Here is a 13,394-nt window from a genome sequence, read left to right as displayed (position 1 = left end):
TGATGCTATATCTGCCCATTCTTGTAACTTTTTTATGCCTTCTCTTATTCCTCAATCACAGACCTGAATCCTTACTTTTATTTTAGCTATTTTTTCAGGGATTTGAAAAACAGAGATGCACCCACAATTAATCATGTCAAGCACATTACCAATCTGACGCAAGAACGATTTTATTTTGGATTATCCAATTCTTTGGCGATCCTTGCCGTAAATATTATCTTCTCTATTGAGCTGCGGTGCCATCTCAATTGAAAAAATTCCCTGACTATCGTGCTACCTGCGGAATGTGGGCTAACAGCTTAGCCCCCAGATTAATTGTATGGAAAGGACAGGGCGCCATGTCCTGACTGTGGGTAATATCAATTATGATGCCACCGGATTTAATATAAAACTAACGCAGATCGAGATACCCGAATTCTTCAAAAAGTCGGGTATCTGAACCGCAGACTGACAATTTATATCGGCTTTTTAAGCAATGAAAATCAGCGTTCCCTTGCTCATTTCCAAAGTGTCGCCCATTTGCATACCGTTGTGAAAAGCACCCAAAATCACCTCGCTAGTTTTGCCGAAAGCGATCGCCCCGCTAGCATCAATTCCAATTGCGCCAAAATCCCGTTGACGTTCGTCAGCTTCAGTAAAAGAACGCTCAAAAGCAGCTTTTAAACTCAAACCATCCGTTACCCGAATCACAATTCGCGCGGCCAAACACTCGTCCATAATGTGTTCGCCAATCCCCGTACAGCTTACCGCCGCACTTCCAGCGGCGTAATTTCCCGCCGGCATCGCCGAGTCGCTAACCCGCCCAATCCGCTCAAAACCCTTGCCACCAGTCGAAGTCCCAGCAGCCAAGCGTCCATGCACATCCAAAGCTACGACTCCGATCGTACCCACACCCGCCGGTTCGGCAACCACGTCAGCCATTGCTTTACTAAAATTGCCTTGGCGTTCCTGCATCCACTCGTGCAAACGCAAATCCGTCATCGGATCGTAAATCGGCAATTGAAGTTCTCGCAGCAATTCCGCCGAACCAAAATCAGAGAGAACTCGATCGTCCGAATGCTGCAAAAATTGAGCAAGTTCGATCGGATGTTGAACGCGAGAAACATTAATCGCCCCGCTGAAACGCTGCATCAAACCGTCCATCAGCGAAGCACTCATCCGAATTTGACCGTCCGACTGCACCACAGAACCAGTACCGGCATTGAATCGCGGGTCATCTTCCAACAATTGGCAGCCCCGCACCACTGCATCTACGGCACTTGCACCGTCTTTCAGCAGCGGATAAACTTCCTCCAAAACATCGTAAAGCGATTTCCGCACCGCCTCAATTCCGCCTTTACTATGTAGAGAACTGCCCGCACCGCCGTGAATAACTAACTTTGGTTGCACTTGTTGCGATGCCATAATTTATAACCTAATAACCTAAAATTTTTCCTTTGCAATCTTAGCTTTGATCGAGCAACTTGCCCTAAATTCTTAATCTTGAGCCGCCAAACGGCGGCGACGACAACGTTCGGAGCAGTATTTGACCTCATCCCAGCAGTCGGCCCATTTTTTGCGCCAAGTAAAAGGTCGATCGCACACCGGGCACATTTTTGTCGGTAAATCAGATTTCGCTCGTTGCTTAGCCATGCTAATTTGGAAAGTAAATTACTAACTCACATCTTGTACCATTTTTAGGAACAGGCTTTCCGGCCTTTCCCACAAGATTCAATTTGTTGTCGAACAAGCCCAAAATTCTGTTTTTAAGGAAATAATTTGCTTGTGGAACAGACATTCTTGATTGCTGAAACCCTTGCTATTATTGCCTCTTCCTTCTTCCGTCTTCCTTCTTCCTTCTTCCTAAATTAAATGCTCGAAACGGCCGACGCCAACATCCGAATAGTCTTAGTCGAACCTGCAGGCCCATTGAATGTCGGTTCTGTTGCCCGCGTCATGAAAAATATGGGTTTGCACCAATTAGTTTTGGTAAATCCCCAGTGCGATCATTTAGGGGAAGAGGCTCGACTGATGGCAGTTCGCGCCGCCGACATATTGGAAACGGCCAAAGTAGTCGAGAGTTTGCCGGCTGCTTTGGTTGGGTGTGTCAGAGCGATCGCAACTACAGGGGATGATTGTCGATCGTTGCCAACACAACTAGAAGAACCCGCAGATGCCTTGCCTTGGCTCCTTGAAGCCCCCAGTGCCCTCATTTTCGGCCGAGAAGACTGCGGCTTGACCAATGCCGAGTTAAACCGCGCTCAACGCCTAATCCGCATTCCTAGCAGCGATGCCTACACTTCCCTAAATCTCGCCCAAGCTGTCGCTATCTGCTGTTACGAACTATACAAGTCAGTTGTCAGTTGTCAGTTGTCAGTTGTCAGTGGCCAGAAGGAATCGGCTCCCTTGGAAAATTTAGAGGGATATTACCAGCAACTAGAAACTTTGCTGTTAAAAATAGGATATTTGCAGCAGCACACAGCAGCAAGCCGGATGGAAAAATTTCGGCGTTTGTATAACAGAGCCTATCCGACAGTGGATGAAGTCGCCATGCTGCGGGGCGTCCTCCGCCAAACAGAATGGGCAATCAAAACTTACCCACGAGAGACAAATTTTGATACTCTGGATGGGGCGTTGCCGGAAAATCCAACGGATAGCTAGGAGAAATGCTGATAATTGGGGATGTGAGATTGAGGATTTTTTTCACAGAGAACTTTCCTGCCCCCACTTGTCACCTTCCTAACCGGGTTTCTTGACTAAAAACCTCAGCTTTGGGATAATTTGCGAGCAATAAACCGGGTTGCTGATACCATGCAGCGTCTTGGGTAAATCTAAAATCTAAAATCTAAAATCTAAAATTGATTGGCTGGCAAGCTGAAAAATCTTAAACTTGAACTTTACATTAGTGATGAAGGAGTAAGACGTGGCAGAGCGGTTTCCCAAAGGATCGATATTATCGGTGATATCCTCGATATCCTCTCCCAACTCCGGCTCAAAGCAGCCTAAGTCCGGCAAAGCAAGTCAGTCTGGCAACTCGGGCCGCCGCCGCCCTCCGCAACCGCAAAACGGCAATTCAGAAATTAGATCGCCCGAACCTGCGACTTTGCCACCGCAACAGGGCCGCGGCAGCAGAAATGGAGCCAATTCTCCCACATCTTCGGAAGAATTTACTACACAAGACTTTTTATCCGATCCTCGATCGGCAATTAACCCGAGAAAACCCAGAACCAGCAAAACTCCGCAGTCGAAGACTCGCCAACCGCGCAAAAAAGGCCTCGCTGCTGTCGATATGTTTGAGTTTCCCGACCCGACTCTGGAGCGGGAAAATGTGAGTTCGATCGCCAGCAATCCCAACAGCCAGCTCCCAAAGACCACTCCCCCTGCAACCCGTGGAAGTCGTCCCAGTTCGCCCCCAGTTCGCATTCCCGACACGGTAATCCCCCCAGATGCCAAAAAAACCCCCCTGCCTAAACCGCGCCCACAAGCAAGCCAGAGGCCGGGTAAACGACCAGCATCTGCGAGCGTGCCGCCGTTGGTCTACGCTACTCGCTTGCTGATTTTGGGAGTTGGGATAGCGGTGATTTGCGGGACGCTGCTGTCGGTGGTGAATGCTGTAAGTCGAGCATCGACTGTAGCGGCAGAAGAACAAACCACTACAGGGGAGAACAACCCAGCCGATAGCGCATCTGCTGCACCCGCGACCCCTGAAGCGCTGCAACTGACTCAAGAATTAGGAGCTTTGAAAACCCAAGTTCAGGTTTTAGCAACAGAAAATCCTAGTTTGACAACAGGAATATTTTTAGTCGATTTAGATACTGGAAGCTACCTAAATTTTAATGGCGATACTGCTTTTGCTTCAGCTAGCACGATTAAAGTGCCAATTTTAGTAGCTTTTTTCCAAGCAGTAGATGAGGGCAAAGTGCAGTTAGATCAGATGCTGACGCTGAAGTCCGAACACATAGTTGGCGGTTCTGGGGAGATGCAAGACGACTCTCCGGGTAAGAAGTATTCGGCTTTGGAAGTGGCCGAAAAGATGATTGTTGTCAGCGACAATACAGCGACGAATATGATGATTGAGTTGTTGGGAGGTGCTGAGGTTTTAAATCAGCATTTTGCAAATTGGGGTTTGAGTACCACGGTTCTGCGTAATAATTTGCCAGATTTGGAGGGAACTAATACTACCAGTCCGAAGGATTTGATTAATATCATAGCTCAGATCGATCGGGGTAATTTGGTATCGGTGAAATCGCGCGATCGCATTTTGCAAATCATGCGCCAAACTAAAAATGATTCTTTGCTGCCGAAAGGTTTAGGCGAAGATTCAGTTATTGCTCACAAAACCGGCAACATTGATACAATGCTAGCGGATGCGGGGATGGTGGATTTGCCGAACGGTAAGCGTTATTTGGTGGCGGTGATGGTGAAGCATTCGCCGGAAACCGAGAAGCCTGCTCAAACATTGATTCGGGAGATTTCTCGGATGAGTTACCGCTATTTGAACGGTGGGGAAACGCCAGCAGATTCACAAGTGAAAATTAAAAATTGAAAATTCAACCGGGTTTTTTCGGGCAAGTGTTGTAGACTTTATCAAACTATAAATCAGTTTGTATTATGAAACTAAACATTCGACTTGCTTGTCTGGTAGCGCTCTCAACTTTAGCCGTTGGAGTCTCCCCCACCTTGAGTAATGCTAATCCTGCTCCTGAATATGAGACCGACGGTGTGAGAGCGATCAACAATAATATCGAACTCAATAGAGCAAAAAACTTAGCTCGTCAAGCAGCAGAAAGGGCTAATGGGGGTTTAGGCAACTATCGAGCTGAAGCTTCTATGCACGGTACTTCTAAGGAATCGCCGTTCGTTGACAATGGCGATGGAACTTGGACTTTTACTTTTAAGGGTTCCAAGCCTGGTTCGTCTGTCTTTACTGTAGAAACGGTTGTTACGGTTTCCCAAGATGGGAGGGTGAGAGTCGATTACAACGGGCAAATTCGCGACTCAAACGGAATTTAACAATACTTAGGGCTTACTCACCGGTACTCAAAAACCGGGTTTTTCACGAAATACTTTGTTACAGCCCCAGAAACGGTAAAAAACCCGGTTTCTTGGTGTTGATGCGTCCAGGACTGAACTTGTGAAATAGCGATCGCCCGATTAGAGAAATCATTGATTAAGCTTTCGTCGCGGGTGATCCGCGCAACATTCTTTCGGTACTGAGATCGCGATCGATTTTCTTTGTTAAGCCGAGAGCCGGAGCTGTCTAATAAACGAACGAGCGCCCTCCGGTCACGCTTTCAAGTTGCTTGTTACGGCGTCAGGCAAAATAGAAGCAGATTGATAAGTTTGCTCGTGATAAGTAGTTAGATCTAAAAAAGTGTAATATAAATAGAGATAGACTTTAGTAGATAGAGATTAGCAAAAGCTATGAAACTCAAGCACTTTATCAATCTGCACAAAGGACTAACCTTTCCATTTATTTTGACACTGATGTTCATTTACCAAAATTTTAATTTGGGTGCTTGGGTTTATCTCGCCCTGCACGGTACTTATGGTTTGTTGTGGCTGCTCAAAGACCAGATATATCCAGATAAACAGTGGGAACAAGAAATCTCTGTCGGAACGGGAATATTAGGCTTTGTGTCACTTAGCCTCTATTGGGTAGCACCTTTTATTTTGATTAGCAGTGGCTCACAACCACCTCTGCCGTTAGTGGCAGCAGCAATTTCCCTAAATATCATCGGTGTCTTTCTACACTATAGTAGTGATGCACAGAAGTATTACACCCTTAAGTACCGTTCGGGACTAATAACTGAAGGATTTTTTGCCAGATCGCGCAATACGAATTACTTAGGAGAAATCCTCATCTACGGATCGTTTGCGATGCTAGTTCAGCACTGGCTACCTTTTTTAATTCTGGCAGCTTTTATTGCTGGTATTTTTCTTCCTAACATGATAAAAAAAGATCGTTCACTCGGACGATATCCTGAATTTGCCGACTACAAAACTAGGTCTGGACTTTTACTACCTCGACTATTTGTATCGACAGCTCTCGAACAAAAAAAAGACAGTTTAGAGGAGAAAGTTGGTTAAAAATAGTAATTTAGGGCGTTGCGGAATTACAAATATGAGTTCATGAGGGATAATAAGGCGATTTTTTAGGAAATGCGCTGAATGCAGCTCAACTCATATCCGCAAAATAAGATAAAGCTTCTAATAATAAATTTCCCGCCTTTGCAGCACAGCCTTAGCGATTGCCCCATAACCCTTTGGGAACTTTCACCGTCACGCTTGTAGGCGATTTAAAGCAGTCGGTAGATACTTTTAAACGATCGTTTTTCAAGACACAGAGGCTCAAACCCTTGCCGCACCAGCCCTACAGCCGAAAGATTTGACCCCCTCAAAAAAACACTTACCCATTCACGGAAATTTCAGGAACCAGAAAGCGATTACACACTCGCGACGGCTTCGAGTTCCGCTGCCTCTTTCTCGTTCATCTCGTCGAGTTTTTGCCAAACTTGCTGCATCAATTCATCCAATCCAAGTCTACTAACGGCGGAAATCAACAAAACAGGAGCGCCACTAATTTCTTTAAGTCGGCTGATTAAATTACCGATTTCTTCGCTTTCGAGATCGATCGCATCTACCTTATTAAAAGCCAAAATCTGCGGTTTATTGGCTAAACCACGCCTGTAAGCCTTCAATTCTTCCTGAATTGTGACGTAATTGGCGATCGGGTCTTCGTCGGTAATATCGATCAAATGCAGCAACAAGCGAGTCCGCTCAATGTGCCGCAAAAACTCGTAACCCAAACCAGCACCTTCGTGCGCTCCTTCAATCAATCCCGGAATGTCTGCAAACACCGTACCGTCGCCGCTGGGTTTTCTGACTACACCCAAATTCGGGACTAAAGTTGTAAACGGATAATCTGCTATCTTGGGGCGAGCCGCAGACAAAGCAGAAATTAAGGTGGATTTGCCAGCATTCGGCATCCCCAGAATTCCCACTTCAGCTAATAGCTTCAATTCCAAACGCAAAAATTTGTGTTCTCCTTCTTTTCCCGGCATCGCATAATCGGGAGCGCGGTTGGAATTGGTCAGAAAACACTTGTTTCCCAAACCGCCTTTGCCGCCTTTGGCAACGCAAAAAGTCTGTCCGGGCGTCACCAAATCTGCCAAGATTGCCTGAGTTTCCGCGTCGTAAACTACTGTACCGCAGGGAACTTCAATTATGCGATCGTCCCCACCGGCACCGGTCATATTTTTCGGCGCGCCTCGCTTCCCGTCATCGGCTTTAAAAATCCGGTTGTACTGAAAATCTAGCAGCGTTTGCAGGCTTTCCACCGCTACCATATACACGGAACCGCCTTTGCCGCCCGTGCCACCAGAGGGGCCACCCGCTGGTACATACTTTTCTCTGCGAAAAGCTACCATACCGTCGCCGCCTTTGCCGGCTGCGACTTGAATATCTGCTCGATCGATAAATTGCATAATTTAGTCAGTAGTCAATAGTCAGTGTCAATAGTCATTACTTATTATGATACCAGATGCAAGTACCATATTCCCCTTTTCCTTTAGTCCGCGTCGGCGGATGGCAGCCAAATTTAGTCGCGATTTACAGTTGCCGGAAAAATATAATTATACCAATTCTGAAAAGTAGTACAGAGCGAGAGATTGTACGCGAGCATCTGTAGAGAAACGGCAGTGCCGTGTCCGGCTCCTAAATCTTTTAATAATCTTTATAATAAGTTGAGGGTTCTACCAAGACTTTTATTGAATTAATATTATAAAATAAGACGGTTCAGTTAATATTTTTTTGTCAGTGGGAGCCAATAGCGAAGCAATCCCAGTCTCTGTTTTTCACAGGGTTTTGTCTCCATGAGTGGCTGATCTGAACCGTATTGTTTTATAAAAGCAGATTTGATATTAGCAGGAATTACCCACAAAAACAGAATCAACAGGGTTTTTCTCAGGTGCGAATAGCTGTTAAAGTATTTTTTTGTACCCAAAATAGGTTTCTACATCATCGCAAATAATCTACTGAAAATTAGCAATGGCTAATTACAGGACTTCGGCCAATACTGATTTAACGTGCTAATTATAGCGGTAAGGTGCTTAGGGGCGCATCCTAGAGATAGAGGTTTTGCGCCCCGGAATGAATTACCAATTAGCAATTACCCATTCCTATTAACAATAGGACGATACATCTTCCTTACATTCATCTGCCAAATAGCAGAGAGCTCGAAAGCGCATCCCGACTAACTGTTCGTAAAGCGGGTTAATCTGGCACATCGCCGGAATGTGGACGATTTTGCGACCAAATAACACGACATCTCGCTCAAACGGACACTGCGGCGGAATAATTTTACAGACAAAGTGTGCCAATTTTGGGTCGTGAATTTCCCAACCGTCCAGCCAGTCTTTTACTGGTTGCAGGACATTTTTGTGGTGAGGTTTAGGTAGCCGAGATGAAAGCGGTGTTCCGACGACGGGGACGACATTCGCATCAAAGACTATTTGGCTGCTGGGTCCCTGCGGATCGCACTTGCTGTCTTCTATGGTGTGTCGCAGAGCTTCGATCGCCTCTACATTGTGCCCCAAAGCTTTGCCAAACTTAGAGATTACCTCGTCTTCGCTGAGCGAGTAGGTACCGTCTGCCAAAGCTACCATGACTGCTGTCCTCAAAAAATCCTCGCCTTTGGCGGTGTCTTCCCCTAACACAGCGGCTAATTCCTCTGGGGCAATAGGTTCAAAACCCGCATCAAAAGATACCGGGTGTAGTTCATCCTGAGTTAGATTTGCAATCATTTTTTGCTCGTCTTCGTCAAAGTTGCCGTCTGCCCAAGCAATTGTCAGCAATCCCCGCAGCCAAGCAGTAATCTCTTCATTGGTGCAGGAAGATTTAGCGTTACTCATTAGCATTTCCACTTGGATGTACCAGTCAATTTGTTCGTTTACAGCCAGTTCAATATTCCCCTCCCAATAATTTTTATTGGTTTTTTGGTCGATGGATGATCTATTTGTGGAAGGTTTGTGCCCGAAGATTGCTCCAAACGCTTGTAGTGGATGTGTTAAAAGCATATTTGTTTTTCAGCAGCATCGCTGACTAGCGAGCTAATCTATTGGCTAACCCTATTCCCTAAAAAGTCATCTATCGGGAGGAATAGGTTTGTTGAATTCATCTTAACTCTAGTTGCACCCATCGAGATGACGATCGAGTTTTATGCAAGCCCGATTGCCATTAGCAACCCACTTTTTCGCAAGAAATAAAAGGTTGGCAAGCGTTGGATCTAATCAGACACTGGGTTTGTCACCCAGGGGCGATCGAACTTCGCTCTCTTTACATTTTAATATATATTTTTGTAAATTTTTCTGTGCCGGCAGCACAATACTAACAGCGAGCCGGATTTAAGCTGTTGAAATAAAAATATCTGAGGAAACTGTTACTGCCTGTTAACAGTTGTGATTGCTGTGTCCGCCTAGAGATGACAAAAGTTTTTAACTTCGGCGGCACAAAATCCAGCGCAATTCCATTGGCGGGCGTCCGTTTGCCATCGGGAAGACATCTCGACCGGTGGCCCAACTAGGAAACCAGGGCGTCGGTGGCCAGGCTGCTTCCGGCAGGTGGTGGCGTTCATATTCAAACACCAATTCGTCGGATATTTGGACTAAGGGCAACCCTTCCATTGCGGTGGCGAGTTCTTGGGGCGTAAATAAAGTAGACCAGGAGAGTTGGGCAACTTGTCGCACGAGGGCATCTGGCTGGTAGTCACCGACGGTTAAAAACGTGCTGAACAGCAACAGACCTCCGGAAGACAGGGAATCGCACATTTTAGCGAGGAAAAGCCGTACTTGATCGCTGTCTCGAAAATGTGAGATGACTTCGGCAGCAACTGCCAACTGGTAGCGGGCCGGTTTCATCCGTATTAAGGGATCGAGCACATCGCCTTCAGTCACTGTCACGGGAAGGTTTTCGGCTGTTACAGCAGCTTTCAATTGTTCTGCAAAAGCGGGAGCTAGTTCGATCGCATCTACAGAATAGCCCAATCTCGCCAGCGGCAAGGTATTGCGGCCGGTACCAGCCCCCACGTCCAAAATCCGCACTCGATCGGGCGTGCCCAATTTAGCAGCCGTTGTCATCAATTTTGCATCGGGATGAGAGCCGAAAAGCGGAGGTTCTCTGGTGTCTACCCAGCTTTTGTACTGTTCTCCAACTGTTGAGCTAGTAACAATGACTTTGCAAGCTAAACCAGTTTGTGGCGGCTGCACTGATTCGTATTGCAGAATCAGCATCGATGCTGTAGAGGTGCGGTAGCCTTGTTCTAACTTGGTGGCTAAAAGCTTGCTGAGTTCGTCTCTGCGGTCTTCGGGCAATGGTCTGTCGAGAGTGCTAAATAGCTTTTCTATCGACTTGAGATAGTGGCTTAGCATTCCTGGGACGCAGGGGAAAACTAATTCTCCACGAGCGATGATGCGAGTATTAATTTTGTAGAGGATAGCTTGCTGGAGAATGTCGGGATTTACTACCAGCGGTAGCTGTTCTGTCTGGTCGATCGTACTTTCGGCGCCCATAAATTCCGCGAAGAAGTCATTAGTTATTAGTCATTAGTCATAGGGAAGTCTTTTGAGAGCTAACTGTACAATTTAAGAGTACAAAAAAGCCGATTTTAGATTTATTTGGTTTGGTTGCTTAGTCTTTTTAGACTGTAGAAAATCGGATTTGAGAGCTTTATTGTGGATAAATCTCAAATCTCAAATCTCAAATAGACCAAGCCCAAAACCCGAGTAGGTCCCAAAATCGGAGTTAGTATCAATATAAGCTGTAGCGCATTTAAATTGTATGTTTCACGGCGAGGTGGAAAAAGCGTCAAATCCTCTCGCCTTCTCCCCTCTCTCTCCTTCCCCTCGTCAGCCATAACAGGCAATGTATATGGGTAGCAAATTCAAGCTGGGCTTAGTTGCTGCCGGTAAAAGTCACTAGGGGGAATCTTGACTGAGCTTCAGTCATCGGGCGCCGTCTGCCTTCCTCTTGCCAGTAGTTGATTACTTCTGTCGCTTGGTTGAGGATTTCGACGCGATCGTTATCAGCAATCCAGTGTTTGGCTTCGAGTTCGTTTTTGAGGTCTTCCCACGCATCTTTGCGGGGCCAGAAAAAGTAGGATGTCAGCGGGCTAGTTCCTTTGCCGACAACTTGGTCAACGGCGAGGGCAACATTCTCTTCTAGCCAGAGAACTTTTAAGATGAACTTGGACAAGCAAACCTCCAGGGTTCCGATCGAACTTGTTAAAAATTTCTACAATCGCTAAGCGTAGCACACTCTGTTCGATAATTGGTCATCGGCCATGAAAAGTTTTGTGGCGCGGCTGGTTTTAGCGCCACTCAGGGGCTGGGAACAGATAAAATTTGGGTTCTCACCCGCCCTAGGTACAAGGATGGTTAAGTTGTGAACAGAGTTATTGTAGTCTTCGACATTGACGGTGTGGTGCGGGATGTGTCCGGTTCCTACCGGCGGGCGATCGCGGATGCGGTGGAGCATTTCACGGCGGGTGCTTTTCGCCCGAATTCTCTCGATATCGACTCTCTGAAGTCTGAGGGAGTGTGGAATAATGACTGGCAGGCGTCTTTTGAGTTAGTTTGCCGTTATTTTGAGGGGATTGGGCGATCGAGAAACGAACTCGCTCTCAACTATGACGAATTAGTCGCTTTTTTCCAAAGTCGCTATCGCGGGGCAGATGAGAAAAATTGGACTGGTTACATTTGTGACGAACCGCTGTTGTTAAGTCCGGCTTACCTGGAAAATTTAACAGTTGGGGGCATTGTGTGGGGCTTTTTTAGCGGGGCGATGCGGGATGAAGCTGCTTATGTTTTGTCAGGGAAACTAAGTTTAAATTCCCCGGTGTTGGTGGCGATGGAAGATGCACCGGGAAAACCCGATCCGGCTGGACTTTTCGCGGCAATTGAACAGTTGGAAAACCTGCACGGTTTAGCAAAAAATTTGCCCGTGATTTACGCGGGAGATACTGTTGCCGATATTTACACGGTTGTGAAGGCGCGGGAAGTGCAACCAAATCGGGTTTTGCTGGGGGCTGGAATTTTGCCTCCTCATGTTTTGGATGATGCTGTGCGCTGTGAGGCGTATGCTGCAGCGCTGAAAACTGCTGGTGCGGCAGAGGTTTTTAAGAATGTCGAAGAGTTGACGGCTGCGCGGATTCGAGAATTAGTCAATTGTTAGTTGTCAGTTGTTAGTTGTCAGTTGTTAGTTGTCGAAATAACAAATAACCAATGATATCGTTTCCGGTTGTATCGGAATAATAAAATCGAGTCAACAGTCAACAGTCAACAGTCAACTTTGCCTTTGAGATTATTTTAAGTGCAAAAATTTGTCTAAGGCGCTGACTACAACTGGTGGCCAGCGGCGGTTATTTGCAACCCAATCGAGGTCTTTGTAGCGGGAGTCGAGGCCGATGGCTGCTACCCAATTGCTCTCAGCTTCGCCGCGCTTTCCGGCTTCCCAAAGACAGGCGCTGAGGGCGGCTCTCATGTCGGCAAATTGGGGGTATCTGCGGACGATGTTTTTCATGTTGCGAATTGCTTCTTTGGTTTGCCCGTTTTGATAAAGTGCGAGGGCGTGGTTGGCGCGGGCAAAGGCGTATTCGGGGGCTAGTTCAAAGGCTTTGCTGTAGTCGGCAATTGCTTGTTCCCATTTTCCTAAACCTGCTTCGGCGTTGCCTCGGTTGTTGTAGGCGGCTGGATCTTGGGAGTCTAATTCTAGTACGTGATTGTAGTCGGCGATCGCTTCTTCCCAGCGTCCTAAACCTTCTAAGGCGGTGCCGCGGTTTAGGTAGGGATCGGGGGCGTCGGGTGCTAGTTCGATCGCTCTTTCGTAGTCGGAAATAGCGGCTTGTAGTTTGTTTTGGCTGACTCTAGAGTTGCCTCGGTTACTCCAAGCGGCGGCTTGTGATGGAAATTTGTCAATGATTTGAGTCCAAAAAGTTTCAGCGGCGGGAAATTTGCCTTCATTTGTAGCTTCAAAAGCTTTTTGAACGAGTTCTCCCAATTCCTGTTGAGGATCGGCGATATCTGTTGGTTGTACTTGTGCGGCAACGGGCGCGATATTTCCCAACCATACTAACCCGGTTACGATTAATACTGTAAAAAATGTGAAAAGTGAGCGAATCATCGTTGTTGGCAGTTTAAACTTTATTAAACATATTATTAACCGAATTTGCCGGGGTTGCTTGGATAAGTTATACCAATTTTTTATGAGGTTGCATAGAATCCGATCCCCCCTAGCCCCCCTTAATAAGGGGGGACAAGATTCTTCTCAAAGTCCCCCTTCTTAAGCAGGGTAAGCTCATCTAATTTGGTATAATATGAACTTGACAAAGTTAACAAAATAAGCATAAGAGACTGTGTAGG

Annotated in this window: 12 protein-coding genes; 5 read left to right on the top strand and 7 right to left on the bottom strand. The window is 46.5% G+C overall.

The genetic code is table 11. The features are described 5' to 3' along the window. Positions 1 to 468: 468 nt before the first annotated feature. Positions 469 to 1,404: an isoaspartyl peptidase/L-asparaginase gene (locus QUA77_RS26865; protein WP_333037065.1), complete on the bottom strand. Its 936-nt coding sequence runs from the start codon at positions 1,402 to 1,404 to the stop codon at positions 469 to 471. Positions 1,405 to 1,476: 72 nt separating this feature from the next. Next, positions 1,477 to 1,632: a DUF2256 domain-containing protein gene (locus QUA77_RS26860; protein ID WP_333037066.1), complete on the bottom strand. Its 156-nt coding sequence runs from the start codon at positions 1,630 to 1,632 to the stop codon at positions 1,477 to 1,479. 219 nt (positions 1,633 to 1,851) lie between these two features. Between QUA77_RS26860 and QUA77_RS26855 the strand changes: the two genes are divergently transcribed. From QUA77_RS26855 to QUA77_RS26840, 4 genes are all read left to right on the top strand, one after another. Beyond that, positions 1,852 to 2,640 carry an RNA methyltransferase gene (locus QUA77_RS26855; RefSeq protein WP_333453598.1) on the top strand — a complete coding sequence of 263 codons (789 nt, stop codon included), beginning with the start codon at positions 1,852 to 1,854 and terminating at the stop codon, positions 2,638 to 2,640. Between the two features lie 298 nt (positions 2,641 to 2,938). Next, positions 2,939 to 4,525 carry a serine hydrolase gene (locus QUA77_RS26850; RefSeq protein ID WP_333453597.1) on the top strand — a complete coding sequence of 529 codons (1,587 nt, stop codon included), beginning with the start codon at positions 2,939 to 2,941 and terminating at the stop codon, positions 4,523 to 4,525. A gap of 65 nt (positions 4,526 to 4,590) precedes the next feature. Beyond that, on the top strand, positions 4,591 to 4,992 hold the full coding sequence (locus QUA77_RS26845; RefSeq protein WP_333037070.1) for a hypothetical protein: 402 nt from the start codon (positions 4,591 to 4,593) through the stop codon (positions 4,990 to 4,992). 411 nt (positions 4,993 to 5,403) lie between these two features. Next, positions 5,404 to 6,069, top strand: a complete 666-nt coding sequence (locus QUA77_RS26840) for a DUF1295 domain-containing protein (protein WP_333453595.1) — start codon at positions 5,404 to 5,406, stop codon at positions 6,067 to 6,069. A gap of 356 nt (positions 6,070 to 6,425) precedes the next feature. On the opposite strand, the gene obgE is transcribed toward QUA77_RS26840, so the two are convergent. From obgE to QUA77_RS26820, 4 genes are all read right to left on the bottom strand, one after another. Then, entirely contained in the window at positions 6,426 to 7,466 is a 1,041-nt protein-coding gene (gene obgE, locus QUA77_RS26835) for a GTPase ObgE (RefSeq protein WP_333453593.1), read from the bottom strand. 696 nt (positions 7,467 to 8,162) lie between these two features. Beyond that, entirely contained in the window at positions 8,163 to 9,056 is an 894-nt protein-coding gene (locus QUA77_RS26830) for a Mo-dependent nitrogenase C-terminal domain-containing protein (RefSeq protein ID WP_333119671.1), read from the bottom strand. A 417-nt stretch (positions 9,057 to 9,473) separates the two neighbouring features. Then, positions 9,474 to 10,547 (bottom strand): class I SAM-dependent methyltransferase, encoded by a 1,074-nt coding sequence (locus QUA77_RS26825; protein ID WP_333037075.1) that lies wholly within the window; start codon positions 10,545 to 10,547, stop codon positions 9,474 to 9,476. 382 nt (positions 10,548 to 10,929) lie between these two features. Next, positions 10,930 to 11,241: a 30S ribosomal protein PSRP-3 gene (locus QUA77_RS26820; protein ID WP_333037125.1), complete on the bottom strand. Its 312-nt coding sequence runs from the start codon at positions 11,239 to 11,241 to the stop codon at positions 10,930 to 10,932. Between the two features lie 177 nt (positions 11,242 to 11,418). Between QUA77_RS26820 and QUA77_RS26815 the strand changes: the two genes are divergently transcribed. Then, positions 11,419 to 12,207 carry a TIGR01548 family HAD-type hydrolase gene (locus QUA77_RS26815; RefSeq protein WP_333453591.1) on the top strand — a complete coding sequence of 263 codons (789 nt, stop codon included), beginning with the start codon at positions 11,419 to 11,421 and terminating at the stop codon, positions 12,205 to 12,207. 129 nt (positions 12,208 to 12,336) lie between these two features. Here QUA77_RS26815 and QUA77_RS26810 read toward each other — a convergent pair whose 3' ends face one another. After that, positions 12,337 to 13,155: a tetratricopeptide repeat protein gene (locus tag QUA77_RS26810; RefSeq protein WP_333037077.1), complete on the bottom strand. Its 819-nt coding sequence runs from the start codon at positions 13,153 to 13,155 to the stop codon at positions 12,337 to 12,339. Positions 13,156 to 13,394 lie beyond the last annotated feature (239 nt).

This window comes from Microcoleus sp. K5-D4, from assembly GCF_036704575.1.
In the GTDB taxonomy this organism is placed as follows: domain Bacteria; phylum Cyanobacteriota; class Cyanobacteriia; order Cyanobacteriales; family Microcoleaceae; genus Microcoleus.
Note: the sequence above shows the minus strand (reverse complement) of the source record. Positions and strands in the feature narration are given on the sequence as shown.